Source organism: Phenylobacterium sp. (assembly GCF_046463815.1).
GTDB lineage: Bacteria > Pseudomonadota > Alphaproteobacteria > Caulobacterales > Caulobacteraceae > Phenylobacterium.
Window position 1 is genome coordinate 81,426 of record NZ_JBKBRO010000006.1, and the last position, 24,906, is coordinate 106,331.

The 24,906-nt window shown below is 71.2% G+C and carries 34 protein-coding genes; 9 read left to right on the plus strand and 25 right to left on the minus strand.

The features are described 5' to 3' along the window. Positions 1 to 16: 16 nt before the first annotated feature. The 13 genes from ACK4TT_RS05305 to ACK4TT_RS05365 all read right to left on the minus strand — a co-directional run bounded on the left by ACK4TT_RS05305 (position 17) and on the right by ACK4TT_RS05365 (position 5,304). Entirely contained in the window at positions 17 to 433 is a 417-nt protein-coding gene (locus tag ACK4TT_RS05305; protein ID WP_409636483.1) for a hypothetical protein, read from the minus strand. Positions 434 to 556: 123 nt separating this feature from the next. Next, the gene (locus ACK4TT_RS05310) at positions 557 to 1,309 is read right to left on the minus strand and encodes an RNA polymerase sigma factor (protein ID WP_410212583.1); all 753 of its coding nucleotides are present in this window, start codon (positions 1,307 to 1,309) and stop codon (positions 557 to 559) included. 239 nt (positions 1,310 to 1,548) lie between these two features. Beyond that, on the minus strand, positions 1,549 to 1,884 hold the full coding sequence (locus ACK4TT_RS05315) for a hypothetical protein (RefSeq protein ID WP_410212584.1): 336 nt from the start codon (positions 1,882 to 1,884) through the stop codon (positions 1,549 to 1,551). After that, the gene (locus tag ACK4TT_RS05320; RefSeq protein WP_409636491.1) at positions 1,881 to 2,135 is read right to left on the minus strand and encodes a hypothetical protein; all 255 of its coding nucleotides are present in this window, start codon (positions 2,133 to 2,135) and stop codon (positions 1,881 to 1,883) included. The genes ACK4TT_RS05315 and ACK4TT_RS05320 overlap by 4 nt, the downstream gene beginning before the upstream one ends. A gap of 15 nt (positions 2,136 to 2,150) precedes the next feature. Beyond that, complete coding sequence (locus tag ACK4TT_RS05325; RefSeq protein WP_410212585.1) at positions 2,151 to 2,516, minus strand: hypothetical protein; 366 nt, start codon at positions 2,514 to 2,516, stop codon at positions 2,151 to 2,153. Between the two features lie 25 nt (positions 2,517 to 2,541). Continuing rightward, positions 2,542 to 2,928 carry a hypothetical protein gene (locus ACK4TT_RS05330; RefSeq protein WP_409636497.1) on the minus strand — a complete coding sequence of 129 codons (387 nt, stop codon included), beginning with the start codon at positions 2,926 to 2,928 and terminating at the stop codon, positions 2,542 to 2,544. A 27-nt stretch (positions 2,929 to 2,955) separates the two neighbouring features. Then, positions 2,956 to 3,189, minus strand: coding sequence for a RebB family R body protein (locus ACK4TT_RS05335; RefSeq protein ID WP_409636500.1), 234 nt, complete (start codon positions 3,187 to 3,189; stop codon positions 2,956 to 2,958). Between the two features lie 24 nt (positions 3,190 to 3,213). Beyond that, positions 3,214 to 3,540, minus strand: coding sequence for a RebB family R body protein (locus tag ACK4TT_RS05340; RefSeq protein WP_409636503.1), 327 nt, complete (start codon positions 3,538 to 3,540; stop codon positions 3,214 to 3,216). A 7-nt stretch (positions 3,541 to 3,547) separates the two neighbouring features. Beyond that, positions 3,548 to 3,799, minus strand: coding sequence for a RebB family R body protein (locus ACK4TT_RS05345; protein ID WP_409636506.1), 252 nt, complete (start codon positions 3,797 to 3,799; stop codon positions 3,548 to 3,550). Between the two features lie 17 nt (positions 3,800 to 3,816). Beyond that, entirely contained in the window at positions 3,817 to 4,113 is a 297-nt protein-coding gene (locus ACK4TT_RS05350) for a hypothetical protein (protein ID WP_409636509.1), read from the minus strand. After that, complete coding sequence (locus ACK4TT_RS05355; protein ID WP_409636512.1) at positions 4,100 to 4,483, minus strand: RebB family R body protein; 384 nt, start codon at positions 4,481 to 4,483, stop codon at positions 4,100 to 4,102. The genes ACK4TT_RS05350 and ACK4TT_RS05355 overlap by 14 nt, the downstream gene beginning before the upstream one ends. Positions 4,484 to 4,579: 96 nt before the next feature. Further along, positions 4,580 to 4,906, minus strand: coding sequence for a RebB family R body protein (locus tag ACK4TT_RS05360; RefSeq protein ID WP_409636516.1), 327 nt, complete (start codon positions 4,904 to 4,906; stop codon positions 4,580 to 4,582). 62 nt (positions 4,907 to 4,968) lie between these two features. Further along, positions 4,969 to 5,304, minus strand: a complete 336-nt coding sequence (locus ACK4TT_RS05365) for a RebB family R body protein (protein WP_409636518.1) — start codon at positions 5,302 to 5,304, stop codon at positions 4,969 to 4,971. A gap of 341 nt (positions 5,305 to 5,645) precedes the next feature. Between ACK4TT_RS05365 and ACK4TT_RS05370 the strand changes: the two genes are divergently transcribed. The 3 genes from ACK4TT_RS05370 (at position 5,646) to hisC (ending at position 8,193) form a co-directional block, all read left to right on the plus strand. Beyond that, on the plus strand, positions 5,646 to 6,131 hold the full coding sequence (locus tag ACK4TT_RS05370) for a hypothetical protein (RefSeq protein WP_410212586.1): 486 nt from the start codon (positions 5,646 to 5,648) through the stop codon (positions 6,129 to 6,131). Positions 6,132 to 6,235: 104 nt separating this feature from the next. Then, a complete protein-coding gene (locus ACK4TT_RS05375) occupies positions 6,236 to 7,048 on the plus strand; it encodes a chorismate mutase (RefSeq protein ID WP_410212587.1) in 813 nt (270 codons plus the stop codon). 11 nt (positions 7,049 to 7,059) lie between these two features. After that, positions 7,060 to 8,193 (plus strand): histidinol-phosphate transaminase, encoded by a 1,134-nt coding sequence (gene hisC / locus ACK4TT_RS05380; protein ID WP_410212588.1) that lies wholly within the window; start codon positions 7,060 to 7,062, stop codon positions 8,191 to 8,193. On the opposite strand, the gene ACK4TT_RS05385 is transcribed toward hisC, so the two are convergent. Then, on the minus strand, positions 8,190 to 8,921 hold the full coding sequence (locus ACK4TT_RS05385) for a prephenate dehydrogenase/arogenate dehydrogenase family protein (RefSeq protein ID WP_410212589.1): 732 nt from the start codon (positions 8,919 to 8,921) through the stop codon (positions 8,190 to 8,192). The genes hisC and ACK4TT_RS05385 overlap by 4 nt on opposite strands. Positions 8,922 to 9,071: 150 nt before the next feature. On the opposite strand from ACK4TT_RS05385, the gene ACK4TT_RS05390 reads away from it, so the two are divergent. The 3 genes from ACK4TT_RS05390 to ACK4TT_RS05400 all read left to right on the plus strand — a co-directional run bounded on the left by ACK4TT_RS05390 (position 9,072) and on the right by ACK4TT_RS05400 (position 10,159). Then, positions 9,072 to 9,335 (plus strand): EF-hand domain-containing protein, encoded by a 264-nt coding sequence (locus ACK4TT_RS05390; protein WP_410212590.1) that lies wholly within the window; start codon positions 9,072 to 9,074, stop codon positions 9,333 to 9,335. Between the two features lie 76 nt (positions 9,336 to 9,411). Further along, a complete protein-coding gene (locus tag ACK4TT_RS05395; RefSeq protein WP_410212591.1) occupies positions 9,412 to 9,729 on the plus strand; it encodes an ArsR/SmtB family transcription factor in 318 nt (105 codons plus the stop codon). Continuing rightward, entirely contained in the window at positions 9,722 to 10,159 is a 438-nt protein-coding gene (locus ACK4TT_RS05400; RefSeq protein WP_410212592.1) for an SRPBCC domain-containing protein, read from the plus strand. Before ACK4TT_RS05395 ends, ACK4TT_RS05400 begins: the two co-directional genes overlap by 8 nt. A gap of 126 nt (positions 10,160 to 10,285) precedes the next feature. Here ACK4TT_RS05400 and ACK4TT_RS05405 read toward each other — a convergent pair whose 3' ends face one another. The 5 genes from ACK4TT_RS05405 to ACK4TT_RS05425 form a co-directional block, all read right to left on the minus strand. Next, a complete protein-coding gene (locus tag ACK4TT_RS05405; RefSeq protein ID WP_409636541.1) occupies positions 10,286 to 13,087 on the minus strand; it encodes an ATP-dependent DNA helicase in 2,802 nt (933 codons plus the stop codon). A 94-nt stretch (positions 13,088 to 13,181) separates the two neighbouring features. Beyond that, positions 13,182 to 13,727: a DsrE family protein gene (locus ACK4TT_RS05410; RefSeq protein ID WP_409636544.1), complete on the minus strand. Its 546-nt coding sequence runs from the start codon at positions 13,725 to 13,727 to the stop codon at positions 13,182 to 13,184. Between the two features lie 68 nt (positions 13,728 to 13,795). Then, positions 13,796 to 14,311 (minus strand): histidine phosphatase family protein, encoded by a 516-nt coding sequence (locus tag ACK4TT_RS05415; protein ID WP_409636547.1) that lies wholly within the window; start codon positions 14,309 to 14,311, stop codon positions 13,796 to 13,798. Between the two features lie 81 nt (positions 14,312 to 14,392). Then, positions 14,393 to 14,623, minus strand: coding sequence for a DUF2188 domain-containing protein (locus ACK4TT_RS05420; protein ID WP_409636550.1), 231 nt, complete (start codon positions 14,621 to 14,623; stop codon positions 14,393 to 14,395). A gap of 158 nt (positions 14,624 to 14,781) precedes the next feature. Beyond that, positions 14,782 to 15,666 (minus strand): oxygenase MpaB family protein, encoded by an 885-nt coding sequence (locus ACK4TT_RS05425; protein ID WP_410212593.1) that lies wholly within the window; start codon positions 15,664 to 15,666, stop codon positions 14,782 to 14,784. An 80-nt stretch (positions 15,667 to 15,746) separates the two neighbouring features. On the opposite strand from ACK4TT_RS05425, the gene ACK4TT_RS05430 reads away from it, so the two are divergent. Continuing rightward, on the plus strand, positions 15,747 to 16,226 hold the full coding sequence (locus tag ACK4TT_RS05430; RefSeq protein WP_409636555.1) for a hypothetical protein: 480 nt from the start codon (positions 15,747 to 15,749) through the stop codon (positions 16,224 to 16,226). Between the two features lie 4 nt (positions 16,227 to 16,230). Here ACK4TT_RS05430 and ACK4TT_RS05435 read toward each other — a convergent pair whose 3' ends face one another. Continuing rightward, entirely contained in the window at positions 16,231 to 16,965 is a 735-nt protein-coding gene (locus ACK4TT_RS05435; protein ID WP_410212594.1) for a class I SAM-dependent methyltransferase, read from the minus strand. Between the two features lie 104 nt (positions 16,966 to 17,069). Between ACK4TT_RS05435 and ACK4TT_RS05440 the strand changes: the two genes are divergently transcribed. Together ACK4TT_RS05440 and pdeM are read left to right on the plus strand one after the other, a co-directional pair. Next, complete coding sequence (locus tag ACK4TT_RS05440; protein ID WP_410212595.1) at positions 17,070 to 19,535, plus strand: ligase-associated DNA damage response DEXH box helicase; 2,466 nt, start codon at positions 17,070 to 17,072, stop codon at positions 19,533 to 19,535. Next, positions 19,532 to 20,257, plus strand: coding sequence for a ligase-associated DNA damage response endonuclease PdeM (gene pdeM / locus ACK4TT_RS05445; RefSeq protein WP_410212596.1), 726 nt, complete (start codon positions 19,532 to 19,534; stop codon positions 20,255 to 20,257). Before ACK4TT_RS05440 ends, pdeM begins: the two co-directional genes overlap by 4 nt. Here pdeM and ACK4TT_RS05450 read toward each other — a convergent pair. From ACK4TT_RS05450 to ACK4TT_RS05470, 5 genes are all read right to left on the minus strand, one after another. Beyond that, entirely contained in the window at positions 20,254 to 20,997 is a 744-nt protein-coding gene (locus tag ACK4TT_RS05450; RefSeq protein WP_410212597.1) for an SDR family NAD(P)-dependent oxidoreductase, read from the minus strand. The genes pdeM and ACK4TT_RS05450 overlap by 4 nt on opposite strands. Positions 20,998 to 21,144: 147 nt before the next feature. Continuing rightward, positions 21,145 to 21,726, minus strand: a complete 582-nt coding sequence (locus tag ACK4TT_RS05455) for a TetR family transcriptional regulator C-terminal domain-containing protein (RefSeq protein WP_410212598.1) — start codon at positions 21,724 to 21,726, stop codon at positions 21,145 to 21,147. 57 nt (positions 21,727 to 21,783) lie between these two features. Further along, entirely contained in the window at positions 21,784 to 21,984 is a 201-nt protein-coding gene (locus ACK4TT_RS05460; RefSeq protein WP_409636570.1) for a hypothetical protein, read from the minus strand. A gap of 76 nt (positions 21,985 to 22,060) precedes the next feature. Next, positions 22,061 to 22,762: a VIT family protein gene (locus ACK4TT_RS05465; protein ID WP_409636573.1), complete on the minus strand. Its 702-nt coding sequence runs from the start codon at positions 22,760 to 22,762 to the stop codon at positions 22,061 to 22,063. Between the two features lie 49 nt (positions 22,763 to 22,811). Continuing rightward, positions 22,812 to 24,896 carry a TonB-dependent siderophore receptor gene (locus ACK4TT_RS05470; protein ID WP_410212599.1) on the minus strand — a complete coding sequence of 695 codons (2,085 nt, stop codon included), beginning with the start codon at positions 24,894 to 24,896 and terminating at the stop codon, positions 22,812 to 22,814. Positions 24,897 to 24,906 lie beyond the last annotated feature (10 nt).

Consider the following 24,906-nt stretch of genomic DNA (forward strand, 5'->3'; position numbering starts at 1 on the left):
GCAGGGCGCCGCCAGCCTATTTGCGCTGAGCCGAACCCTTCGCCTTGAAGGTCAGGCTGAACTTGTCCTGGCTCGCCCGGATCTCGGCCGCCGTGGGGGCCTTCGCGCCGGCGACCGTCGCGCAGGTCAGCGTGATCGAAACCCCGGCGGTGCAGTTCTCGAAGAAGCAGAAGTAGCCGGGGTGGATGGTGCGGCTCGGCGGAGCCGCGAAGGGACCGAAGGGCGTCTGCAACCCGTTGACGTTCCTGTTCAGCACGGTCGCAGCGCCCGGCGCCAGGGTCTGGATGGGCGGCTGCGGCTGCAGGGTGATCGCCCACGGATAGGGGCAGGTGTTGGACGTCGGCACCGAGTTGAAGGAGATGATCTGCGCCGCCGCGGGAGTTCCCGCCATGAGGCCGGCGAGAGTTCCCGCCAGGATGCTGATCTTGATCATTTGGCAGTCCTTTCTTTGCGGTCCGCCAGGCGGCGGACGCCGGGGTCACGCACCAGGGAGAGACTACGCCACTTCGATGAAGAAGTCTCCCTTAGGTTGTTTTTTTCAACTTTACCTCTTTCACTAGAATCTCAGGACGGCCCTCAGCCGGTCCTTGGCCAACTGCCGCCGCTTGCGGACGAGCTCGCGGCTGATGTTGAGCTGCAGCGCGATCAGTTCGTCGGGCCAGCCTTCCAGATAGAGCCGCAGCGGATCGCTGAGCGGCTCGGGAAGGGCGCTCAGCGCCTCCCGCCAGGCCCGCTCCATCTGCGCCTGGGAGAGCTCCTCCTCGGGCGAAGGGGCCACCCCCTCCCAGCCGGCCAGGGGAGTCTGGGGCGCCTCCGACGGCGGATCCTCCATGGCCGCCAGCGTGGCGTTCCGGCGATGCTGATCCATGCAGGCGTTGTGGAGGATCCGAAGCAGCCAGGCGCGGGGGTTCTGCACGGGCTGGCGGGCGTAGGCCTGGGCGGCGCGCAGCATGGCGTTGCTGAGCGCGTCCTCGGCGTCGGCGCGGTTGCCGCCCGACAGCCTGAGGCTCCGGTTCCGCAGCACCTCTTGGTGCGCGATCCAGACGCCCCAGAAGGAGTCCAGCGGACTGGGACGGTCGAGCGCCTGGGCGATCACCGCCGCCGGCGTCAGGCGGCGCGGCCGCCGGCCGGTCCCCGGACGGGCGGCGCGGGCCAGTATCTCGGCGGGCGAGAGCGGGCGGGCCGGTTCGTCGGCTTCGGGAAGACGCGGCGCGCGGACGCCCGGCCCGGGTCGGGAGGGACGAACCTGCGCCGACGGGGCGGGGGCCGGGGGCGGCGCATCCTCGTTCGCCGCTTCGGGAAGCGACAACCGGTTTATCATGTTCACCAGCAAGTCCCCCTTTGTCGCATTCACGGCGCACGCGGACAGCGCACCCGAGGGAGAGATCGAGAAACTCGATCCACGAAACCAAGTCACAACTCGCGTTGTTACCGACTACAGAGACGCTATTTCTGATACTGGAGAACTTTATATTTTCGGCCGCACGTTTTCCGGTGACGGAAACTGCTTTCCATCATCAAGACACGCCTTAAAGTCTGTAAGCGGATTTATTCCGCGACGCGCTGCTTCCCGGGGGCCTCCCCTTGGCTTTGCGCCCGCTCCGCCATCATCGAGGCGATCGCCAGGTGAAGCTGGCGCGTGACCTCCTTGGCCACGAGCTGCCGCAGCGTCTGGACGATCTCCGCGCTCGCCTGGGCCGGGCTGAGCGCGGCGAGGCGCATGTGCCGGGGCATGGCCGCCAGGCGCTGCTCCTCGACCGCCCGGATGAGGGCCTCGCGCTGTTCGCCGAACCCGCCCAGGATCTCGTCCCGCTGCGCGGACACCGCGTCGTAGAGATGCGTCGGCGTGGGCGACGGACCCGGGTCGGGATCGTCGGCGGTCATTTCGGCCCCTCCGGCCCGACGCCGAGGGAGCGCCGCAGTTGCGCCTGCAACTGCTCGATCATCTCGCGCGTGAACATCGGAGCCGCGGCATGCGGCGGCGGCTGGGGCCGGATCAGTTCCGGCGCCTCGGTCGCGAGCTGGTCGAACACGGCGATCACCGCGCGGCTGGCGGCCTCCACGATGGGGCTGCGGGCCGGCGGGGTCCCGCGAGCTTCCTCGGCCGCGATTTCGCCGGGCGCTTTCGAGGACATTGCGGTCTCCCCGGATCAGGCCTTGGACTCTTTCAGGGGCGCCCAGGGCTGGTAGTCGCGCACCGCCGTCAGGACGTCCCGCGCGCCGTCGATGATGATGTCACCCAGGGCCGCGTACGGGCTCTGCCGCGCGGGGTCGCGCATGTCCCAGGCGATCTCGACCACCGCGGTCGCGGCGTCGCGCAGGCGCAGATACTCGCCATAACCGGGGCCCCAGGGGCCAAGGTCCTCGCCGTCGGCCTCCTCCTCGTCGTCGAGTTCTCCGGCGAGGTAGCGCACCAGCCATTCAGTCTCGGCGACGGTCTCCCGTTCGAGGGCGCGGGCCTCGCCGGACACCGCGTCGGCCTCGCTGATGTAGCGATAGGGATAGGGAATGCGCATGGAACGGGTCCTCCTGTTTGGGGGGTCAGGACTTGGGGAAGATCTCCTTGACCGCGAGGGTGACGGTCGATGCCGCCAGGCCGGCCGAGATCGGGGCGACCATGGAGCTGACGATGGCCATGGCGAAGGGCACCAGCAGCGCCTCGTCCGTCGGGTCGGCCAGCATCATGGCCATGGCCTTTCCCTGCACGGCGGCGCTCAGCGACATCACGTTGCGCTGGTAGTCGGCGGCGTCCTGCACCGACAGGGCGGCGGCCTGGATGGCCTTGTCATAGGCGATGGCGGCGCCGGCCGAGACCTGCTGCCCGTCTGGAGCGCCCGTCGCGAGCGGGCCGAAGCCCAGGGCGTAGCTCGTCGACTGCTTCACCGCGTCGAGGATCTGTTGGTTCACCTGGGTGGCGGGTTCTGACACGGCGAGTTCTCCGGGACCGTGGCGGCGCTACTTCTGGACGGTGTTCATGATCATGGTCACCGCGCTGGACGTGACCGCGTTGCCGATCTGCTGGAGACCGCCCTGCGCCTGCTGGGCGTTCTGCATGGCCAGCGAGATGGAATGGGCCATGGTCTGGTAGACGAGGGCCATGGATTGGGCCGGCGCTTCGGCCACGACCTTGACGTTGGTCTGGGTGACCGCGTCGGTGACCTGCTGGTTGACGGGCGTGTCTAGGGCCATGACGTCACCATCCCTTCGAATTCATCAGATCCGCTCGAGCGCCTTCAGCGCGACGAGCAGGACGAGCGCGGACTTGAGCGGATCGCTCTGGGCGATCTTGGCGGTCGCGGTCGCCGAGGCGGCCGCGCCCATCGAATAGACCTGGATCACGCCCTGGTTGGTCGCCGCCTGGGCGCTGATCGACGCGTGGCGCTGCGCCTGGACCGCGTTCTCGTAGGCGATCGAGAGCGAGTGGGCGGCGCTCTGGTACACCGAGCCCATGGCCATGGCCGGCGCCTGGGCCAGCACACCCACGCCGGACTGGGTGACGGCGTCGGTGATGCGGCTGTTGACGGGTGTGACGTAGGCCATGGCGGGATCAATGCTTGGGCGGTTTGGCCGCGGGGGCGGCTTCGGTGATCATGGTGAGCAGGGCGGCGACGGCGGCGTTGTTGATCTGCTGCATCCCACCCTGGGTCTGGGTGGCGTTCTCCATGGCCAGGCCCGTGGCGTGGGCCGCCGCCTGGATGGCGATGTCCACACCTTCGGCGGGTCCTTCCCCCAGCACCTTGACGTTTGTCTGGGTGACGGCGTCGGTGACCGCGGGGTTGACGGTGGCGGGCTCGGACATGGCTCCCTCCCTGCCGGTTAGGTGACCACCGGCGCGCCGGCGGCGAAGCTGGCGTTCACGATCGTCCGGTCGGTGTCGACGTCGCGCGTGGCGGGTTTCGGCCGCGGCTTGTCCTGCGCGGCGATCATCGCCAGGTTGCGCAGCGCGTAGAGCTCGCTGGCCTGGTTGGCCGACGTCAGCACCCGGGCCGCGAAGGCGTCGGCCGAGGCCAGCATCGGGATCAACCCGGAGGTCATCACGCCGCCGACCGCCGTCACGAGCAGGGCCTCGCCCAGCGTCGTGGCGAGTTGGGCCGGATCGTCAGCCTTGCTCATTCCACCCTCCCGCACGTCGCGAAATGTCCGGCCACGGAATGCTCGGCTCCTTGTCCAGCAGCACCTGCACGCAGTTCATCGTGGCGACCATGCCCAGCACGTTGGTGAGCTGCTGGTTGGCCACGGCGTTCTGGTACATGACGCCGCTCGCCTGGTTGGCGGCGATGAGGCTCTGCAGGGTGGCCACGCTGGGGCCGGAGCCCAGCACCGTGACCAGGGCGGCCGAGACCGCGTCGGTCACCGGCCCGTGCTCGCCGTCGCGGCACAATTCTCCGATCAGGCGCAGGACCTCCTCGACGGACGCCACGCCCGGCGAAGGGCCATGGGGTTTCCGGTCCGGTTCATCCGGCTTTCTGTCCGTCTCGGACATGGTGCTTCTCCGTCAACCGCCGGCGCGCGGCGCGCGCCGCAACCTGGATGGAGGCCGGGCGCCCGACGCCGGGGCGGCGCCGGACGCCGGGACCCGTCAGGCGGGGACGCTGGCCCGGAGGGCCGTGAGCAGGGCGAGCAGCGTATCGGGGGTGTCGGACTCCGCGATCTTCGTGGACGCCACCGCGCCGGCCATGGTGTCGACGCTGTAGATCTGGATGACACCCTGGTTGGTCGCCGCCTGGCCGGCGATCGCCAGTTGCTGCTGCGAGGAGGCGGCGTTCTCGTAGAGGATGCCCGTGGAGTGGGCGAGCGACTGGTAGATCGCGCCCATGGCCATGGCCGGAGCGTCGCCCAGGACCTTGACGTTGGCCTGGGTGACGGCGTCGGTGATCATGCCGTTGACCGGGGTGGGGATAGCCATATCGAATCCTCAGGGTTGAGGCCGGCGGAGCGGCCGTTGGGTGGAAAGACCGGGCAGGCGTCCTAGCCGACGGGCTGCGGCTGCACCGCGCGCAGCGCGGTCAGCAGGGCCAGCATGTTGTCGGGCACATCCGACTGGGCGACCTTCGACGTCGCGACGGCGCCCGCCATGGTGTCGACGCTGTAGATCTGGATCACGCCCTGGTTGGTCGCGGCCTGGGCGGCGATCGCCAGCTGCTGCTGCGAGGACGTGGCGTTCTCGTAGAGAATGCCTGTGGAGTGGGCGAGCGACTGGTAGATGGCGCCCATGGCCATGGCCGGGGCGTCTCCCAGGACCTTCACATTGGCTTGGGTCACCGCGTCGGTGATTTGACCGTTCACAGGCGTAGGGATGGCCATTTCAGGTCCCTCCTTCGGTTGAGCGAGAGGATCGCGTGGCCTCGGGAGAGAGGGCGACCCCGCATCAGAGACGCGCGGCGCCCTGCGACTGTGAAGAGAAATAAATATTCGCTCTACTCTGAGGCGAGCCGTTCACAATGACCGGACACCGCCGTCCTTCACCACATCACCAACATCCGATCTGTGCGGAGGGTTGATCCTTGCGACGTAGCCTTCTCGCCACGGCTTTGCTCGCGGCCCCGGGACCCGGCGTCCCCAAGACCCGCGAAAGCTCGAAGCCGCACACCCCTTCCGTCCGCACCCGGCGGCCCTTCCCCAGAGCGACCCAAGGAGGCGCAGACATGAACCTCACCGCGAACGACTTCCTGGGCGCCGTGTTCGCCTGGGCGAACGCCAACGTGGAGCGCATCGCGGTCGTCTGGCCGCTGTCTGGGGGCTGGGAGGCCTGGGCCCAGGCCGAGATCGCCGGCTACATCAACGCGACCCAGCCCGCCGCCTTCGTCGAGCGCGAGGCGCACGTCTACGCCGACCCCGGCCTGACGGCGGACTTCCTGGTCAACAATCCCGAGCTGAACGATCCGTCCGACGAGATCGTCGTCGAGCTCAAGTGCGAATCCTTCCGCAACTGGCGGAACTTTGTCACCGGCCTCGAGATCGACGCCTACAAGCTCAACGGCCAGATGCGCCCGGACCTCAGCGGCTGCAGGAAGATCTCGCTCGGCATCTTCTTCTCGCCGGAGTCCGAGGAACGCCTGGCCGAGCTCCCCGGCTACACCATCACCTTCACGAACGACGGGGCCATCGGCATCGCGGCGCTGGCCTGGTGAGGGCCAGACCGGCCGTTTCACCTGCAACATTTTTGCGGCGGGACGTCCTATTGCGCGGACCGCCGCAATGACCTAGGTCGCGGGCTCCACTTTCGGGGGAGATTATGTCCGCGGCCAAGGGCGGGAAGACGGCGGCGACGCCATCGCTGGAAGCGGTGCGCGAACGGATCGACGCGATCGACGCCGAACTGCTGCGGCTGCTCGACGAACGCGCAGAGCTCGCCCACGCGGTGGCCGCCGCCAAGGCCGCCGCCGGCGACGTCGGCAGGTTCGGCCTGCGCCCCGGCCGCGAGACCCAGGTGATGCGCAGGCTGCTGGCCTCCCCGCGCAAGGCCGCGACGCCAGGCCTGGTGGTCCGCGTCTGGCGCGAGCTGATGGCGGAGAGCCTACGCCTTCAGGGCCCCTTCCACCTCGCCGTCTGGGGCGGCAAGGATCCGGGCCGCACCGCCGAACTGGCCCGCCTGCGCTTCGGCGCGGCCCCCACGATGCGCCAGGTCGCCAAGCCGGAAGAGGCGCTGGCCGAGGCCAGGACCCTCGGCGGGGTGGCCGTGCTGTCGCTCGCCCGCGAGAGCGCCTGGTGGGGCCGGCTGCTGGCCGAACCCAAGCTTAAGGTGTTCTCCACCCTGCCCTGCCTCGCGGCCTGGGGCCCGATGGCCGCCCTGGCCGTGGCCGAGGTGGAGGTCGAGCCCACCGGCGACGACGTGACCTTCTGGGTCACCGACGCGCCCGGCTCCGCCGCGGCCGTCGAGGACGCCCTGTCCCGCGACGGCGTGGCCGCCAGCCTGCTGGTCGAGAGCGGCGGCCTGAAGCTGTTCAGCCTGGCCGGCTACTACATGGCCGACGACGCGCGCCTCGCCCGCGCGCCGGGGCGGCTCTCGGGCGTCATCGGGGCTGCGCCGGGGCCGCTGGACGTGTAAGAGCGGCCTCCATGGCCGACTCCAACGAACCCCAGAACGACCGGGCCCGCGCCGCCCGCCCCATGCCCAAGCCGGGCATCATGGACATCCACGCCTACGTGCCCGGCAAGGCCAAGGCCGAGGGCGTGGCCGACCCGATCAAGCTATCCGCCAACGAGAACATCCTGGGTTGCAGCGAGAAGGCCCGCGAGGCCTACGCCGGCGCGGCCCACCAACTCCACATGTACCCGGACAGCCGCACGACCCTGCTCAGGACCGCGTTGGCCGAGACCTTCCGGCTGGAGCCCGAGCGGCTGATCCTGGGCCAGGGCTCGGACGAGGTATTCCAGCTCCTCAACCAGACCTTCCTCGAACCCGGCGACAACATCGTCCAGGGCGAGTACGGCTTCGCGGCCTACGCCATCGGCGCCCACGCCTGCCAGGCCGAAGTCCGCCGCGCCAAGGAGCCGGGCTACCGCATCGACGTGGACGAGGTGCTGAAGTGCGTGGACGGGCGCACCCGGCTCGTCTTCATCGCCAACCCGGCCAACCCCACCGGCACCTGGATCCCGTTCTCGGAGATCGAGCGGCTACATGCGGCTCTGCCGCCAAGCGTCGTACTGGTGTTGGACGCCGCCTACGGCGAATTCTGCCGGGACCCGGCCTTCGACGACGGGCTGGACTTCGCCCGGAGCCAGGCGAACGTGGTGGTCACCCACACATTCTCGAAGCTGCACGGGCTCGCGGCTCTGCGGGTGGGCTGGGGATACGCGCCGGCCGAGATCGCCGCGGCCGTGGATCGCATCCGTCTGCCGTTCAACATCTCGATCCCCGGCCAGGCCGCCGCCATCGCGGCCCTGGCCGACACCGAGTTCCAGGAACGCTCCATCGCCCATGTGGAACAGTGGCGGCCGTGGCTCGCCCAGCAACTCGGCGGCGTGGGCCTGGAGGTCGTGCTGCCGTCGGCGGCCAACTTCCTGCTGGTGGGCTTCCCCACGACCCCCGGCAGGACGGCGGTCGAGGCCGAGGCCTATCTGGCGAGCCGGGGCCTGCTGGTGCGCGGCGTGACCAACTACGGCCTGCCGAACCATGTGCGCATCACCATCGGCCTTGAGGAGCACAACCGCGCCGTGGCCGAAGCGCTGGCCGACTTCATGAAGCGCTAGGTCTTCACTTGGTCGAGGAGGCTGCGGGCCTCCCTCACGAAGGCGTCCACGACCTCGGGCGCGTAGGGGTTCTGGGTCTGGATGGCCTTGAAGAGCTCGAAGGTGTCGGCGCCGATCAGGCCGCACAGCTCCAGCAGGTGCTGGTAGGACTGGGTGGCGAGCCGCTCGTCGGGAATGCCGAGGTTCACGAGGCTGCGGCCGATCAGGTGGGTCAACGCCTGAACGTAGGCCATCTCCCGGTCGTGCTCCTCCGGCGTGGTGACGGTGACGGCCAGGCCGAGCGAGCGGCCGAAGGCGGCCACCTTCTCGAAGCGGTCGCCGCGCACCGGACAAACCACGAACCGCAGGCCCGGCAGGCCGTCGCGCGCCACGCTCTGCGGACCGAACAGCGGGTGGGTGGCCACGATCTCAACGTGGGCCGGCAGCAGCTCGGTCATCCACTGGGCCGGGAGGACCTTCACCGAGCCCACGTCCACCACCAGGGCGCCGGACTTCAGGTGCGGGGCCATGGCGGCGAAGACCTCGCGCATGGCGACCACCGGCACGGCCACGACGACGATCTCGCGGCTGGCGGCCTCCTCGACCGAACCGAAGCCCACGCCCAGCGCCCGGGCCTTCTCGGCGGCGCCCGGCGCGCGATCGGCGACCAGCACGTCGAAATGATCCTTCAGGACCCCAGCCGCGAGTTGGCCGAACTGCCCGAAGCCGATGAGTCCCAAGCTTTTCATGCGGCGCTCGATAGCCGGGACCGCCCGGCTCCGCAAACGACCTGCGCCGGGCATGGCCACAATCCGGACGCCGCGCGACACCAGGGCGAAACACGCCGATTACAATGGCGCCGTTCACTGGGGGCCTCTTCAAGCCTTCCGGAGACCCCGATGCGCACCCTGATCCGCCCCCTGGCCCTGGCCGCCCTGCTGGCGGGAACCGCCGGCGCGGCCGCCGCCCAGATGCCCGCCCCCGCCGATGTCGTGAAGCGGTGGGACACCGATGGCGACGGCGCCGTCAGCAAGGCCGAGTGGGTCGCCGCCGGCCGCCGCGCCGAGCGCTTCGACATCGTGGACCGGGACAAGGACGGCAAGATCACCGCCGCCGAACTGGAAGCCGCCTTCGCCGCCATGCGCCAGCGGCGCGGCGGGTAGTCGTCCCTCCAGCCTGCAGGCGGCCCTTGCGCCGCCTGTCTTTTGGCGCATTATTCATCCAAATGGGTGAATAATGGTGCTGGACGACACGATGACGGCCCTGGCCGACCCCACGCGGCGGGCGATCCTGGCCCGGCTGGCCACGGGAGAGGCGCGGGTGAGCGAGCTGGCCGAGCCCTTCCCGATCAGCCTGAACTCCGTCTCCAAGCACATCCGCATGCTCGAGCGCGCGGGGCTGGTGAAGCGCCGGGTGCAGGGCCGCGAACACATCCTGGCGCTCGACCCGCGTCCGCTGGACGAGGCCGCCCGCTGGATCGAGGACCACCGCAAGCTCTGGGCCTGGCGCCTGGCGGAACTGGAGAAGGCCCTGATGGAGGATCGGAAGGATGGCTGAGCTCTCGGTGACCCACCGCTACCCGTTCCCCGCCGAGCGGGTGTTCGACGCCTGGCTCGATCCGAAGATGGCCCGGCGGTTCCTGTTCACGACCCCCGAGGGCGAGGTCGTCCGCTGCGACATCGACGCCCGCGTCGGCGGCCGCTTCACCATCGTCGACCGCCGCCCGCCCGGCGACGAGCACATGGCCGAGGGCGGCGACATCGAGCACGTCGGCGAATACCTTGAGATCGACCGGCCGCGGCGGCTGGTCTTCACCTTCGGCGTGCCGCAGTTCGATCCGACCATGACCAGGGTGACGGTCCAGATCTCGGCCGACGGCGACGGCTGCCTGCTGACCCTGACGCACGAGGACGTCCCGCCGGAATGGGTTGAGCAGGACCGCGAAGGCTGGACGAAGATCCTGGCGGGGCTGGAACGGGGGCTCTGACGGCCTTCTCCCCTTGCGGGAGAAGGTGTCGCCTGGAGGGTGACGGATGAGGGGTCGAGCCGCCTCGCCGAGAAACCCCTCATCCGACCTGCTTCGCAGGCCACCTTCTCCCGCAAGGGGAGAAGGTCACTGCATGGGCTGACCCAGGAACGCCGCCACCTGCTCGATGGCCTCGACCAGGGTCACGCGCTGGAGCTCCACGCCCTCGGGCAGGCCTGAGAACAGGCGCGTCGGCGCGGCGGCGTCCAGCATGACGAAGACGCCCTTGTCGTCGGCCCGGCGGATCAGGCGGCCGAAGGCCTGGGCGATGCGACCCCGGGCGACCGCATCGTCGTAGCCCTTGTTCCCGAACCGGGCGCGGCGGGCCTTGTGCAAGATATCGGGCCTGGGCCACGGCACGCGGTCGAAGACCAGCAGGCGCAGGGACCGGCCCGGCACGTCCACGCCGTCGCGCACCGCATCGGTGCCCAGCAGGCAGGCGTCCTGCTCGGCGCGGAAGATGTCCACCAGGGCGCCCACCTCCAGCGGATCGACGTGCTGGGCGTAGAGGGCCAAGCCCTTGTCGGCGAGCGGCCCCGCGATCTTCTCGTGCACCGCCTTCAGCCGGCGGATGGCGGTGAAGAGGCCCAGGCCCCCGCCGCCGGCCGCCAGGAACAGCTCGCGCATGGCCGCGGCCACCTGCCGGGCGTCGTCGCGGCCCACGTCGGTCACCACCAGGGCCCGCGCATTGGCGGCATAGTCGAAGGGCGAGGCGAGCTTCAGCGTCCTGGGCCGGTCCGGCAGGCGCGCGGCCCCCGTCCGCATCTCGGCCAGCGCGAAGGGGTCCTCCAAGGTGGGATCGGCCAGGGTCGCGCTGGTCACCAGCACCCCGTGAGCTGGCGCGATGACGGCGTTGGTCAGGGGCTCGGTCGGGTCCACCCAGTGGCGGCGGCAGGCGGCGTCCACCACCCGCCCGTAGAGGAAGGTCGCGTCGAACCAGTCCACGAAGTCCGGGTCGTCCTCGGCGTCCTCGTCGATGGCCCTGAGCATCGAGCGCCAGGCCGGCAGGGTCATCCGCGCCCGGCGGTCCAGGCCCCGCAGCGCCCCTTCGATCCGGGCCCGCTCCGAGGCGCCCAGGGTGGCGGCCTCCTCGTCCAGCAGGTCCTCCAGCGAGCGGGCGAGCGCCAGCAAGGGCGCCTCGACCTTGGCGAGCGCAGCGGCCGCCTCGCGGGCCGTCTCGCGCACCAGATCGAGCGCCGGCCGGGCCGCGCACTCCATGCCGATGTCCGAGCCCGCCGCCCGCGCGCGGAGCTGCTCCAGCACCGCCACCAGGAAGGCCTCGATCGGCCCGATGGGGTTCACCTCGCCGTTGGGCGGGGCGATGCGGCCGCTCCAACCCTCGCCCGGCAGGGCGGCGGCGGCGTGGATGGCGTCCTGCAGCGTCGCGCGCGCCCCGTCCCGGTCGCCCAGGATGTCGGACAGCCGGGCTTCAAGGCCCCTGCCCCGTCGGCCCCGACCTTCCGGCCCCCGAATCCAGCGGCGCATCTCGGCGGCCTCGGCGCCCGAGAGCGCGGCCGAGAACGCGCTGTCGGCCGCGTCGAACAGGTGGTGGCCCTCATCGAAGACGATGCGCTTTAGGTGGCTGGTCTCGCCGTCGGCCTTGGAGCCCCGCGCGGCCCGGGCCCCGTCGAACGCCGCCTGAGTCAGGACGAGGGCGTGGTTGGCGATGACGATGTCGGCCCGGCGCGAGCCCCGGATGGCCTTCTCCACGAAGCAGGCGCGGTAGTGCTGGCAACCGGCGTGGATGCACTCGCCCCGCCGGTCCACCAGGTTCGCCGGGCTGGCCTGGGCGGCGGGCGACACGGCGAACAGGGTCGGCAGCCAGGCCGGGAAATCGCCGCCGGTCATGTCCCCGTCGCGGGTGGCCCTGGCCCAGCGCGCGGCCAGCGCCATGCCCGTAAGATCGGCCCCGCCGAGCTGGGCCGTGTTGGCCTGGTCCTGGAAGTTCAGCAGGCAGAGGTAGTTCTCGCGCCCCTTGCGGACGACGGCCTTCTTGGCGCGGACCTTCTCGTCCTCGAAGATCGAGCGGCTCTCGCGCTCGATCTGGCGCTGGAGGGCGCGGGTGTAGGTCGAGACCCACACGGCCGGGCCGTTGGCCTCGGCCCACAGCGAGGCCGGCGCGAGGTAGGCGAGCGTCTTGCCGACGCCGGTGCCGGCCTCGGCCAGCATCATGCGCGGCTCGCCCTCCCGCTCGCGGGGCTGGAAGACGTAGGCCGCCTCGGCCGCCAGCTCGGCCTGGGCGGGCCGGGCCTCGTCCAGGCCCGACCGCTGGAGCAGGGTCTTCAGCCGCTCGGCGGCGGCCTCGCCCTCGACGGGTTTCGAACCCGCCTCGCCCGGCGGCGCCTCGGCCTCCCATTCGGAAAGCCTCGCCCAGACGTCGAGGCCGGACGAGCGGAACTGGTTGCCCGCCGGCGCGGAACGCAGCGCCCCGATCACCGCCGTCCCCCACGGCCAGCCGGCCCGGGCCAGGGTCTCGGCCAGGGCCAGGGCTTCCTCGCGCGACGGCTCAGGGTGGGCGGCGAGTTCGGCCAGCAGCACCGCGCAGACCTCGCGCAGCGCCCGGGCCTGGGCCTCGGCGCCCTTGGGCTCGGGCAGGCCCAGCGACAGCGCCAGCCCCGCCGCCGAGGGGGCGGCGAACCTGGCCGGCCGCACGAAGGCGAACAGCTCCAGCGCGTCGAAGATCCGGGGACTGCGGGGCGGCGCGTTCAGCCCCAGCCGCCTGGCCGTCATGGCCGCGTGCGCCAGCAGGACCGGCCCGGACTCGAACAGGTCCCGCGCGTCCGGCGCCCGCAGCGCCTGGGCCCCATCGGCGTCCGCCACCGCCGCCCGAGGGCCGGGAAGGACCACCAGGGCCGGGGCCAGATCAAGCGCGGCAGGGGGGAGAGTCACCCCGGGAGACTAGCCGGAGGCGGCGGTGAACGGAAGGGGAACTGGAAAGACCAAGCTACGAGTCTGATCGTCACCGCGGGGCCGCGCGACACTCTCAGTTCACCACCAGTACATAGCCTTCGCCCTGCTTGTGGATCACCGTCATCAAGGCGGCGAGGTCGACTTGGACGCCGGGAGCGAGGTCGGCGGGGACGATCTTGGCGGCGGCCATCGACTGGCCGCAGATGCGCAGGTCGACGCCGGCCGCGACGAGCTGGGCGACCAGCGGCGCGTCCGGGTTGCGCGCGCCCTCGTGGCGGCGGGCGTAGGCCTCGTCGCTGAGCACGCCTTGCGTGGCCCCGCCGTGCACCACGGCGACGATCTTCCGTTGCCCGGCGGGCACGCCGCCGAGGGACAGGATGTTGACGAAGCGGGCCACGCGGTCGAGGCCGGCCGAGGGCTTACCGGGCGCGGACGGCCCCTTGGCCACGTCGAAGACCACCTTGTACGTGCGGGCGGGATCGGGCTGCTCGTGGGCGTCGGACAGGGGCGCAACCGAGCCGTAGTCCGGCACGGCGCGGGCCTGGGCGGCGGCGGAAACCGGGGCGGCGATGGGAGCGGCGAGGACGGCCGCGACAGCGAGGAGGCGGAGGAAAGTCATGGCCGCGAGCTTGGCCTGTCGATTGTCCAGGCGGAAGCCCCTTCCCTCTTCGCCGACGCGGCGCGGCGTCAGCAGCTCTCCGTCCGGGCGCCGTAGCGGGCGTGGATGGCCCTGGGCGCCGCGCCGCCGAGCTGGATCACGGTCATCCGGTCGTAGTCGCAGTCGGTGAGGGCTTCCGGCGCCGGGTCGCCGAGCGCGCGGGCGATGTCGGGGACGGTGTTGGAGTGGCCCACCACCAGCACCGTGGCCTCCGGGCCGGCGGCGCGGGCGGCCTCAGCCACACGGGCGGCGTGAGCCGCGACGCCGCCGTCCAGCGGGACGGGCGTGGGGACCAGGCCCGCGGCCTGGGCGGCGGGGAAGCCGGTCTGCACCGTACGCTTCAAGGGCGTGGCGAGCACCAGGGTCAGGCGCGCGCCCTTCAGCGCCTCGGCCAGCGCGGCGGCCCGGGCCCGGCCGGCCTCGGAGAGGTCCGGGTCCTTGGAGTCGTCCGCCTTCTCGGCGTGGCGGACGATGACGACGGTCTGGGCGAGGGCCTGGATAGGGGCGAGGGCCAGGATCGCAGCGAGGGCGAGGCGGAAAATCATGGAGGGAGGCTAGCGTGGCCGCCGCGCCCCCTCCACCCCTTCGTGCTCCCCTCCCCCGCGAGCGGGGGAGGAGCGCGGGACTCAGGCGCCGGCCGGTTCGGGCGGCGGCGCCACGACGAAGCGGCCGGCGAGCGTACCGTCGCGCAGGTGGACGCGCAGCTTCACGGCCTGGCCCGCGGCGGCCAGCGCCTGGGCCACGCGGCGGGCGGCGGCCTCGGCGCGGGCCCCGCTCTTGAAGATCATCTCGTTGTCGATCGCGTCGGATCGCACGGCCCAGCCCTCGGCGGCGGGCACGACGGAGACTTCGGTCATGAGCGCCCTCCTTCTTCTCGTGTGAGCGCCCCTGATCTGGGGTTGGCTTCCGCAACGGCAAGGGGGCGGGGGCGGATATAATATTTGTGTCACGCGCCGGGCTGGTGGACGCGCGCCCTCTCTCCTCCCCCATCGGGGGAGGAGAGACGCCGACCCGTCTAGGCTGCCACCGACAGCTCGGCGGCCCTCCGCCGGGCGCGGACCTCGGCGCTGTTGACGAGGGCCCAGCGCAGGGTGCGGCCGAGCGCCGTCAGGCCCAGGCGCGCGGCGGCCCGGCGGGGCGGCGACAGGCGGAAGCCGTGCATCCGGGCGGCCCAGTCGGGCAGCAGGTCCCTGGCCGCGTCGAACATCAGGGCCAGGGCCGGGCCGGCGGCGGGCGTCGGCGCGGGCTGGGTCAGGAGCGCGCGGGCCACCTCGCGCGTGCGGTGGTCGTAGCGCAGCATGGGCCGGACGGCCTCGAAGTAGGCGGCCACCTCGGCGCGGCTCTCGGGGACCTCCGTGGCGCCGAGCTTCCGGGCGATCTCGGCGGTTTCGCGGAAGTAGCGGTCCTGTTCGGCCGGCGGGAAGCCCGGGTCCTTGTAGCGGAGGTAGGCGGCCAGGAACGAGGAGACCTCGGCCACGTGGACCCAGGTGAGCAGGTCGGGGTCGTCGGCCGAATAGGGCGTCCCGTCCGGCAGGGTCCCGCTGACCTTGGAATGGATCATGCGGACGTGGTCGATGTGGCCTTGAGCCTCGGCCCGCGCGCCGTAGGTGGTGCCGGCGATGAAGCGGGCGGTGCGCTTGAGGCGCCCGTCCATGTCCTCGCGGAAGTTGGAGTGGTCCCAGACCCCCGCCAGGGCGCCCGGATGCAGCATCTGCATCAGGAGGGCCGTGACCCCGCCCACCATCATGCAGGCGAAGTCGCCGTGGACCTTCCAGCAGGCGCTGTCGGGGCCGAAGAAGCCGGTATCGGGCCGGGTGCGCTCCAGGGTGTCGTCGCCCGTGCCGCCCATCAGGCGGCGGACCTGCAGGACGATGGCGTGGCGAAGGCGCGCGGTCGGCATGGCGAAGAAGATAGTGAAGCGGGGCCCGCGTGAAACCGTTTCGCCTTGCACCCGCCGCAATAGGGGAGTCTGGTGAGGCCATGAGACGCCTGCCCGTCCTCGCCGTGACGTTCGCCCTTGCCGGGGGAACGGCGCTCGCCTCCGAGACCGAGGGTCCGATGGCCACCGCCGGAGCCAGCGGCGCGCCGCCGGTCGTGACCGGCGAGGCCGCGCCGGCCCGGACCGAGGCGCCGGAGCCCGCCCGCGCCGCGCCCATGACTACAGCAGAACAGATCGACGCCTTCATCAAGAACTCGCCCGCCGCCAAGGTCGAGGCCGGAGCGCTGGCCGACGCGGCGATCACGCCCGATCGGCGCGTGCACGGCGAGGTCTCGGTGGGCGTGGGCACGCATGGCTACCGCAGCGTCCACGTGCGCACCGAGGCGCCCATCGGCAAATCGGGCTGGATCAGCCTCTCAGCCGGCCAGACCGAGGGCCGGGGCCTCTATCCCGGCTGCTACGGTCCCGGGGCGGTCGGTCCGTGGGACGGCCCCGGCTGCGGTCCCGTCTTCGGCTACTGAGGCTTCAGGCCGCCGGCGCCCTGCAGGCCTGGATGTCGTGCGGCTTCGGCCGGGCGTTCGCGGCCGGGGGTTCGAACACGGCGAGATAGCCCAGGCCGCCCTCCAGCCGCTGGAAGTCCACCATGCGGTAGCCCACCGCCTCGAACTCGCACTCCAGCAGGGCTGGCGGCGTGCCGTGGTTCTGCGTCGGCCGGTCCACGTCGATGACGCCCACGCGGCCCCCGGTGCGCAGGGCGGGCGCCAGGTTCCAGAGCAGGGCGTAGGGGTTCTCGACCTCGTGGTACATGTGGACCAGCACGGCCCGGTCCACGCCCCCGGCCGGCAGCTTCGGATCGTCGGGCGCGCCCACGATGATGCGGACGTTCTTCAGCCCCCGCCGCTCGGCCTCGCGTCGGAGCCCCGAGACGTAGTGCTCGACGATGTCCTCGGCATAGACCACGCCGTTCGCGCCCACGGCGGGCGAGAGGCGCAGAGTGTGGTAGCCGGCGCCGGCCCCAATGTCGGCCACAGCCATGCCGGGGCGGATGCCGAGCCCCCGGATGAGCTGACCCGACTCGTCGGCGGCGTCGCGGTCGGGGCCTGACGAGAAGGTGTCGGCGACGATCTGAGCCACGGGCCGGTCGGGCTTGGGGAAACCGCCGGGTGCGCGCGCCTGCGCCGCCGGATCGGCGTCGCGGGCGGCGCCGGGACTGCAGGCGGCGAGGGCGAGCGCCGCGAATATGGCCGAGGTCGTTCTCATGTCGGATTCCGTTTCTCGCCTGAAACGGGAAGAATGCGCCAGAGATTTGACCGCCCATCGTCCGCGGGCCTGACGAAACGGATCGGGAACGCTATGGTCGCGCAATGGCCGACGCCGGCGCCGCCTCCATCCCTTCCGGTCTGCTGCCGCCCAAGTTCGAAGCCTGGTTCGAGAGCCGCGGCTGGCGCCCGCGCGCCCACCAGCTCGCCATGGTGGAGAAGGGGCGCGAAGGCCGCGACGCCCTGCTGATCGCCCCCACCGGGGGCGGCAAGACCCTGGCCGGATTCCTGCCCAGCCTGATCGAGCTTTCCGAACGGCCGCCGGCCAATGCGCCGCGCGGTTTGCACACCCTCTACATATCGCCGCTGAAGGCCCTGGCGGTGGACGTGGAGCGCAACCTCACCGCCCCCATCCTGCAGATGGGCCTGCCGATCACGGCCGAGAGCCGCACCGGCGACACCGGCGTGGGGCGACGCCAGCGCCAGCGGCTGAAGCCGCCGGACATCCTGCTGACCACGCCCGAACAGCTCGCGCTCCTCTGCGCCTGGGAAGGCGCGCGGACGTTCTTCGAGGACCTCTCCTGCGTAATCCTGGACGAGATCCACACCCTGCATTCGTCCAAGCGCGGCGACCTGCTGGCCTTGGACCTCGCCCGCCTGCAACAGCTCGCGCCGCGGATGCGCCGCGTGGGCCTCTCGGCGACGGTGGACGACCCGGCGGTGATCACGCGGTGGATGGGCGCCGGGCGCGACGTGGACCTCGTCCTCGGCCCGCCGGGCGCGGAGCCGGTGGTGGACATCCTGCTCTCGGAAGGCCGTGTGCCGTGGGCCGGGCACACTGCCCAGCACGCCATGGCCGAGGTCTATGAGGCGATCCGAAAGGCGCGCACGGCGCTGGTGTTCGTCAACACGCGGTTTCAGGCCGAGTTCGCGTTCCAGGAGCTGTGGCGGCTGAACGAGGACGCCCTGCCGATCGCGCTCCACCACGGCAGCCTCGCCGCCGAACAGCGGCGCAAGGTGGAGGCGGCGATGGCTCGCGGAGAGCTTCGGGCCGTGGTCTGCACCTCGACCCTCGACCTCGGCATCGACTGGGGCGACGTCGACCTCGTCATCCAGCTCGCCAGCCCCAAGGGCGCGTCGCGGATGGTGCAGCGGATCGGACGGGCCAACCACCGGCTGGACGAGCCCTCCCGCGCCCTCTTCGTGCCGGCCAACCGGTTCGAGATGCTGGAGTGCCAGGCCGCCCGCGAGGCCATCGCCGAGAACCGCCTGGACGGCGACCCGCCGCGCGTGGGCGCGCTGGACGTCCTGGCCCAGCACGTCATGGGTTGCGCCTGTTCCGAGCCCTTCGACATGCTCCAGCTCTACGACGAGGTCAGGACCGCCGGCCCCTACCGGGACCTTGCGTGGGAGGACTTCGAGCAGGTCGTCGATTTCGTCTCCACCGGCGGCTACGCGCTCAAGACCTACGACCGCTTCCGCCGGATCGTGCAAGGTCAAGACGGCCGATGGCGGGTGCGCAACCTCCAGACCGCCCAGCGCCACCGCCTGAACGTCGGCGCCATCGTCTCCCCGGCCATGCTGTCGGTGCGCATCGCCGGACGCGGCGGTCGCGGAGGCAGGAAGATCGGCGAGGTCGAGGAAGGCATGCTCGAGATGCTCGACCCCGGCGACACCTTCGTCTTCGCGGGTCAGGTCTGGTCCCTGGAGGGGGTGACCAACCTCGACGTGCTGGTCCGCCCGGCGAACGACAAGGACCCCAAGATGCCGTCGTGGGGCGGCTCGAAGTTCGCGCTCTCCACCTATCTCGCCAGGCGGGTGCGCCAGCTCATGTTCGACCAGAGCCACTGGGGCGTGCTGCCGGCCGACACGCGCGAGTGGCTGGAGGCCCAACGCGACCGTTCGATGATCGTCGGCGAGGACGAGATGCTGCTGGAGACCTTCCCGCACGGGAGGCGCCACTTCCTCGTCTGCTATCCCTTCGAAGGCCGGCTGGCGCACACAACCCTCGCCATGCTGCTGACGCGCCGGCTGGAGCGGGCGGGCGTCGGGCCTCTTGGGTTTGTCTGCAACGACTACGCCATGGCCGTCTGGTCGTTGAAGCCCATGGACGGCCTCGACTTCGGCGAACTGTTCGCCGAGGACATGCTGGGCGACGACCTGGAGGCGTGGCTGGCCGAGAGCTTCATGATGAAGCGCGCCTTCAAGGGCTGCGCGATCATCGCGGGCCTGATCGAGCGCCGCTTCCCCGGCGAGCAGCAGAAGACGGGGCGACAGATCACCTTCTCCACCGACCTGATCTACGACGTGCTGCGCCGACACCAGCCGGACCATCTGCTGCTGCGCTGCGCCCGGGACGATGCGGCGACCGGCCTCATCGACGTGGCGCGCCTGGGCCAGATGCTGGCCCGCGTCCAGGGGCGGATCCGCCACGCGCCGCTGGAGCACCTGTCGCCCTTCTCGGTGCCCATCCTGCTGGAGATCGGCAAGGAGCGGGCGCCGGGCGGCTCGGCGGCCGAGATGATGCTGGCGGAAGCCGAAGAGGATCTGATCGCCGAGGCCATGTCGTGAACGCCGTCATTCCCTTCGCCTACGCCTTCGCCGCGAGCGCCTGCGGGGGCCTCTCCACGCAGGTGCGCGGGACCGAGGTGGTGATGCGCGCCTCCGGGGCGCTGTGGATCGAGGGCGAGCGGACGCTGGTCGTGGCCGACCTGCACCTGGAGAAGGGATCGTCCTACGCCAGGCGCGGCCAGATGCTGCCGCCCTACGACACGCGCGAGACGCTGGGCCGGCTGGAGGCCGAGGTCGAGGCGACGCGCGCCTCCGCGGTGATCCTGCTGGGCGACACCTTCCACGACCGAACGTCGGAGGACCGGCTGGCGGCCGACGACGCCGAACGGCTGCGGGGGCTGGCCCGGGGCCGGACGCTGATCTGGGTGATCGGCAACCACGACGCGGACGGGCCCCGAGCCCTGCCGGGCGAGGTGGCGGATGAACTGGCTCTGGCCGGCCTCGTCCTGCGCCACGAGCCCCAGGCCGGTCCGCAGCCCGGCGAGATCGCCGGCCACCTGCACCCGGCGGCCAGGGTGCGCGCGCCGCGCGGGACCGTCCGGCGGCGCTGCTTCGTCACCGACGCCGAGCGGGTGGTGCTGCCGGCGTTCGGGGCCTATGCGGGAGGACTGAACGTGCGGGACGCGGCCTTCGCGGGCCTCTTCGTCCGGCCGCCCCTGGCGGGCGCGCTGGGGCCCGCCAGGGTGCGCGCCGTGGGCTGGCGCCAGCTCGCCAGCGATTAGCCGGCCAGGCGGCCGCCGTCGACGGCGAGGGACTCGCCCGTGATGAAGCTCGCCGCCGGCGAGGCCAGGAAGACGATGGCCTTGGCGACCTCCTCGGGATCGCCCAGCCGCTTCATGGGCAGGGTCGAAGCCACGGCCTCCTTGAAGTCCTCGCCCCCGAAACGCTCCAGCATGGGCGTCGCGATCGGGCCGGGGGCGACCGCGTTCACGCGGACCTTGAACGGCGCGGCCTCCAGCGCGGCCACCTTGGTCAGGCCCTCGACGGCGTACTTGCTGGCCACGTAGGTCCCCGCGCCAACGAAGCCGAGGCGGCCCACGATCGAGGAGACGTTGACGATCGCGCCCGCGCCCTGGGCCTGCATGACGCGCAACTCGTGCTTCAGGCCGTTCAGCACGCCAAGGACGTTGGTGTCGAAGGTCGCGGCGTACTTCTCGGGCGTGTGCTCGACGAGCGGCCCGGCCTGGCCCTCGGTTCCGGCGTTGTTCACGGCCACGTCCAGGCGGCCGAAGCGGGCGACGGCGCCGTCGACCAGGGCCTTCACCTCGTCCTCGTGGCGGACGTCGGCGCGGATGAACTCGGCCTCGGCGCCGACGGCGCGCAGTTCGTCGGCCAGGGCCTGACCGTCGGCGTCGCGGCGACCGGAGACGACGACGCGGTAGCCTTCGCGTGCGAACGCCTCGGCGGTGGCGCGGCCGATGCCGGCGAGCGCGCCGGTGATGAGAACGACGGGAGCGGTCATGGGATGTCCTTCGAGCTTGTTCGGCGGGCGCATCGCCCGTCGGCTCGGATCAAATACGGACGGTCGTATTGGTCCGCAATGAACACGGACGTTCGTACGTATTGAGAAATTCTGGAGGCGCTTGGAGGCGTCCGTAAGTCGCCGGGATCAGCGCAGGACGGACGCGAACAGGAGCTTGCGGAAGGCTTCCAACGGGCCCACCTCGCGGCGGGCCTTGGCCAGCAGGATGGCGCCCTGGACGCCGGCCACGATGAACTCCGCCGTCCCGGAGACGTCGAAATCCGCCGGCAGTTCGCCGGCCTCGACCGCCTCGGCCAGGCATTCGGCGAAGGCCGCCCGGTTCTCGTCGTGGATCTCGACCAGGCGGCGGCGCAGGAGCTCGCTGCCCTCGACCACCTCGGCGGTGAAATTGCCGATCAGGCAGCCGCTGTGGACGCCCTCGGCGCGATGCGCCGCGATGACCTGGTCGAGGTAGGCCTCCATGCGCTTCAGCGGCGGCAGCGCGCGGTTGCGCACCGTCTCGTCCATGACGCGCCGCCCCTTCTCGAAGTAGAGGTTCAGGACCTCCAGCCCGAACGCCTCCTTGGAGGGGAAGTGATTGGTGAACGAGCCCTGGGGCACGCCCGCCGCGCGGACGATGTCGCGCACGCTGGCGCCGGCGAACCCCTTCTCATGGATCACCTTAAGGCCTTCGCAGAGGATGGTGTCGCGATGAGACGGTCTGGCCATACCGAAAATATGGCCGTCCGTATTTCGCGGTACAAGCGCCCGCCAGGCGCGCCCCTGCTAGGCGCCCAGGAAACCGTGCTCGCCCACGATGCGCACCTGGCAGGGCCGGCCGGCGTCCTGTTCGGCGCGGGCCTCGCGGTTGGCGGCGGCCTTGGCCACCTCCTTGTCCTGCGAATGGCCGAAGTAGCGCCCGTCCCGTTCGACGGCCCACTGGCCGTCGTGGCGAAGCACGGTGAACACCGTCCGTTCGATCGTCATGCAGCAACCTTGACCTTTGTTCCCGGGGACATAACGCGCCGGACGCGCAGGCGATCCCCAGAGGGGCGCGGCGGCGTCAGACCGCCGTTCCCACCAACCGCCCGATCCCGGCGGTGAGCGCCATGGCGAGCGCGCCCCAGAAGGTCACCCGCATCGCCGCCCGCCACGGCCGGGCGCCGCCGGCCTGGGCGCCGATCACGCCGAGCACCGCGAGGAACACCAGCGAGGCGATGGAGACCGCCATCGGCAACAGGTTCAAGGGCGCCACGGCGGCCACCAGCAGCGGCGCGACCGCGCCCGCCGAGAAGGTGGCGGCCGAGGCCAGGGCCGCCTGGATGGGCCGCGCCGTGGTCATGTCCGAGATGCCGAGCTCGTCGCGGGCGTGGGCGGCGAGCGCGTCCTTGGCCATGAGCTGGTCGGCCACCTTCGCCGCCGTCTCGGGCTCGACGCCGCGGGCCACATAGATGCCGGCCAGCTCCTCGCGCTCGGCGGCCAGATCGGTCTTCAGCTCCAGCCTCTCGCGGGCGAGGTCGGCGGATTCGGTGTCGGACTGGGAGCTGACCGAGACGTATTCGCCCGCCGCCATCGACATCGCCCCGGCCACGAGGGCCGCCGACCCCGCCACCAGGATCTCCGAACGGCCCGCCGCCGCCGCCGCGACGCCCACGATCAGGCTGGCGGTGGAGACGATGCCGTCGTTGGCCCCCAGCACGGCGGCGCGCAGCCAGCCGATGCGGGCGATCAGGTGGCGTTCGCGATGGATGCGCAGGCGACTCATGGACCGGCCCTCCCTTGGGCGAAGAGCCTAGCCCGGAATCGCCCCTCGCCTAGAATGCGTAGCTCAGGCTGACCGACACGTTGCGCGGCGCGCCGTAGAACGCCTGTTCCCAGTAGAGGCTGGTCAGGCGCTTCTCGTCCGTGACGTTGTTGACCCGCACGGTGGCCTTGACCGCGTCCGTCAGGTCGTAGCTCGCCACCAGGTTCACGATCGCATAGGCGTCCTGGCGGATGGTCCCGAGCGCGGCGTCCAGATGGATGTCGTCCTGCCACTTCACCGTCCCGCCGACCTCCAGGCCGTCGATGACCGGGACTTCCCAGACGGCGCCCAGCACGAAGGTCCTGCGCGGCACATAGGTGCGTACGTCCGCGCCGTCCTCGCCCTCGATTTCGAGCTGCGTAAAGCCGCCCTGGACCTTCACGCCCCCCGGCAGTCGGCCCGCGGCTTCCAGCTCGACGCCCTTCGAACGGGTCATGATCCCCCGGTAGAAGGTGATGCCCGCCGGCGTCATGCCCGCGGCCTCGGGATAGTTGTCCTGCTCGGCCTTGAAGAGGGCGATGGAGGTGTAGAGCCGACCGTCGAACCATTCGCCCTTCAGGCCGCCTTCCCAGCTCTCGCCCTTGGCGGCGCCAAGCGGCTCGAGGTTCTCGTCCAGCTCGGCCTGCGGCTCGAAGATGTCGGAGTAGCTTCCGTAGAGGGTGAGGTTGCGGGTGAACGTCCAGGTCGCCCCGAGATAGGGGCTGACCGCCTGCTCGTCGCGGCGCATCGAGGCGCCGAAGCTGTCGCCGCGGGTCTTCACGTCGATGGCGTTGAAGCCGGCCACGGCCTTCACGCCCCGGCCGAAGTCCAGGTGGGCGGCGCCGTAGACGCGGTTGAAGCGGTTGGTGAAGTTGGCTGCCTGCGTGGGCGGCCCCCAGGCCGGCTCGGCGATCTCGTCGCCATCCCAGGTTCCGACGGGCGGCAGGGCGCCCCAGGCCGGATCGTCGGCTGGCGCGGCGTACTGCAGGTAGCCGGACTGGCTCTTGGCCACCGTCACGCCCAGGACGAGGTCGTGGCGCTTGCCGCCCAGCTCGATGGGGCCTGAGAGCACGCCGTCGAACAGGGTGGAGTTGTTCGCCTGGTCGTAGGCGCCCGGATAGCCGTAGAGGCCGAGACCCGTGGCCCGGTCCGGCGTCCCGTAGGTGTAGAAGAGGCGCGAGGGTTCCTTGAAGTCGTTGTAGGTCAGGGTCCCCTTGGCCTCCCAGCCCATGGGAAGTTCATAGACCAGCTCGACGAAGCTGGTGCGGGTGCGGATGTCCCACTTCGTCCATTCCATGGTGGTGGTGGTCGAGACGTCCCACTCCGCCTGGGTCCCGTCGGTGTAGAGCAACGGGAGCGCGCCCCAGAGCACGCCCTTCGAGGCCGAGTCCTGCTGGGTGTAGCCGGCGGTCAGGATGGCGTTGTCGCCGATCTGGCCCTCCACGACGCCGTAGAAGAACGTCCGCTCGCTGTGGTTCTGGTCGAGCCAGGAGTCGCGGTCCTCGGCGGCGGCCACGAGGCGACCGGCCCAGCGGCCCGAGGCCGAGAACGGACCCGAGACGTCCACCTCCCCGCGGAACCGGTCCCACGAACCGGCGGTCAGCTCGGCCGCGCCCTGGAAAGCGTTGGTCGGGCGCTTGCGCACGTAGTTGATCGTGCCCGACGGATTGCCCGTGCCGGTAAGCAGGCCGTTGGCCCCGTGCACCGCCTCGATCTTCTCGTAGCCGGCCACGTCCAGGTCGCCCGCCACGTTCCAGGTGAACGGCAGGCCCACGCCGTCGATCTGCATGCTGCGGATGTCGAAGCCCCGGGCGTTGTAGTAGGTCCGGTCGGTCTCCACCTCCTCGACGTTCACGCCGGGCGTCAGCGAAAGAACGCTGTTGGCGTCGTCCAGGCCGAAAACGTCCATGAAGTCACGGTCGATCACGGTCACGGCCTGAGGTGTCTCGGTCAGGCTAAGGTCGAGGCCCGTCGCGCCCTTCGAGGTCCGGTTCTCCCGCCGCGCGGTCACCACCAGCTCCTCGAGCGAGGCCGCGTCGTCGGCGAAGGCCGGCAGCGCCGCGGCGGAAGCGCCCATGAACACGGTGGCGAGGAGGAGATGTCGGCGAAGGCGCATCGGAGACCCA

What these genes read in the sequence shown, in the direction of transcription:
- ACK4TT_RS05305 (WP_409636483.1), bottom strand. Translation starts at nt 433, where the DNA reads ATGATCAAGATCAGCATCCTGGCGGGAACTCTCGCCGGCCTCATGGCG.
- ACK4TT_RS05315 (WP_410212584.1), bottom strand. Translation starts at nt 1,884, where the DNA reads ATGACCGCCGACGATCCCGACCCGGGTCCGTCGCCCACGCCGACGCAT.
- ACK4TT_RS05320 (WP_409636491.1), bottom strand. Translation starts at nt 2,135, where the DNA reads ATGTCCTCGAAAGCGCCCGGCGAAATCGCGGCCGAGGAAGCTCGCGGG.
- ACK4TT_RS05325 (WP_410212585.1), bottom strand. Translation starts at nt 2,516, where the DNA reads ATGCGCATTCCCTATCCCTATCGCTACATCAGCGAGGCCGACGCGGTG.
- ACK4TT_RS05335 (WP_409636500.1), bottom strand. Translation starts at nt 3,189, where the DNA reads ATGGCCCTAGACACGCCCGTCAACCAGCAGGTCACCGACGCGGTCACC.
- ACK4TT_RS05340 (WP_409636503.1), bottom strand. Translation starts at nt 3,540, where the DNA reads ATGGCCTACGTCACACCCGTCAACAGCCGCATCACCGACGCCGTCACC.
- ACK4TT_RS05345 (WP_409636506.1), bottom strand. Translation starts at nt 3,799, where the DNA reads ATGTCCGAGCCCGCCACCGTCAACCCCGCGGTCACCGACGCCGTCACC.
- ACK4TT_RS05350 (WP_409636509.1), bottom strand. Translation starts at nt 4,113, where the DNA reads ATGAGCAAGGCTGACGATCCGGCCCAACTCGCCACGACGCTGGGCGAG.
- ACK4TT_RS05355 (WP_409636512.1), bottom strand. Translation starts at nt 4,483, where the DNA reads ATGTCCGAGACGGACAGAAAGCCGGATGAACCGGACCGGAAACCCCAT.
- ACK4TT_RS05360 (WP_409636516.1), bottom strand. Translation starts at nt 4,906, where the DNA reads ATGGCTATCCCCACCCCGGTCAACGGCATGATCACCGACGCCGTCACC.
- ACK4TT_RS05365 (WP_409636518.1), bottom strand. Translation starts at nt 5,304, where the DNA reads ATGGCCATCCCTACGCCTGTGAACGGTCAAATCACCGACGCGGTGACC.
- ACK4TT_RS05370 (WP_410212586.1), top strand. Translation starts at nt 5,646, where the DNA reads ATGAACCTCACCGCGAACGACTTCCTGGGCGCCGTGTTCGCCTGGGCG.
- ACK4TT_RS05375 (WP_410212587.1), top strand. Translation starts at nt 6,236, where the DNA reads ATGTCCGCGGCCAAGGGCGGGAAGACGGCGGCGACGCCATCGCTGGAA.
- hisC (WP_410212588.1), top strand. Translation starts at nt 7,060, where the DNA reads ATGGCCGACTCCAACGAACCCCAGAACGACCGGGCCCGCGCCGCCCGC.
- ACK4TT_RS05385 (WP_410212589.1), bottom strand. Translation starts at nt 8,921, where the DNA reads ATGAAAAGCTTGGGACTCATCGGCTTCGGGCAGTTCGGCCAACTCGCG.
- ACK4TT_RS05390 (WP_410212590.1), top strand. Translation starts at nt 9,072, where the DNA reads ATGCGCACCCTGATCCGCCCCCTGGCCCTGGCCGCCCTGCTGGCGGGA.
- ACK4TT_RS05400 (WP_410212592.1), top strand. Translation starts at nt 9,722, where the DNA reads ATGGCTGAGCTCTCGGTGACCCACCGCTACCCGTTCCCCGCCGAGCGG.
- ACK4TT_RS05410 (WP_409636544.1), bottom strand. Translation starts at nt 13,727, where the DNA reads ATGACTTTCCTCCGCCTCCTCGCTGTCGCGGCCGTCCTCGCCGCTCCC.
- ACK4TT_RS05415 (WP_409636547.1), bottom strand. Translation starts at nt 14,311, where the DNA reads ATGATTTTCCGCCTCGCCCTCGCTGCGATCCTGGCCCTCGCCCCTATC.
- ACK4TT_RS05420 (WP_409636550.1), bottom strand. Translation starts at nt 14,623, where the DNA reads ATGACCGAAGTCTCCGTCGTGCCCGCCGCCGAGGGCTGGGCCGTGCGA.
- ACK4TT_RS05425 (WP_410212593.1), bottom strand. Translation starts at nt 15,666, where the DNA reads ATGCCGACCGCGCGCCTTCGCCACGCCATCGTCCTGCAGGTCCGCCGC.
- ACK4TT_RS05430 (WP_409636555.1), top strand. Translation starts at nt 15,747, where the DNA reads ATGAGACGCCTGCCCGTCCTCGCCGTGACGTTCGCCCTTGCCGGGGGA.
- ACK4TT_RS05435 (WP_410212594.1), bottom strand. Translation starts at nt 16,965, where the DNA reads ATGAGAACGACCTCGGCCATATTCGCGGCGCTCGCCCTCGCCGCCTGC.
- ACK4TT_RS05440 (WP_410212595.1), top strand. Translation starts at nt 17,070, where the DNA reads ATGGCCGACGCCGGCGCCGCCTCCATCCCTTCCGGTCTGCTGCCGCCC.
- ACK4TT_RS05450 (WP_410212597.1), bottom strand. Translation starts at nt 20,997, where the DNA reads ATGACCGCTCCCGTCGTTCTCATCACCGGCGCGCTCGCCGGCATCGGC.
- ACK4TT_RS05455 (WP_410212598.1), bottom strand. Translation starts at nt 21,726, where the DNA reads ATGGCCAGACCGTCTCATCGCGACACCATCCTCTGCGAAGGCCTTAAG.
- ACK4TT_RS05460 (WP_409636570.1), bottom strand. Translation starts at nt 21,984, where the DNA reads ATGACGATCGAACGGACGGTGTTCACCGTGCTTCGCCACGACGGCCAG.
- ACK4TT_RS05465 (WP_409636573.1), bottom strand. Translation starts at nt 22,762, where the DNA reads ATGAGTCGCCTGCGCATCCATCGCGAACGCCACCTGATCGCCCGCATC.
- ACK4TT_RS05470 (WP_410212599.1), bottom strand. Translation starts at nt 24,896, where the DNA reads ATGCGCCTTCGCCGACATCTCCTCCTCGCCACCGTGTTCATGGGCGCT.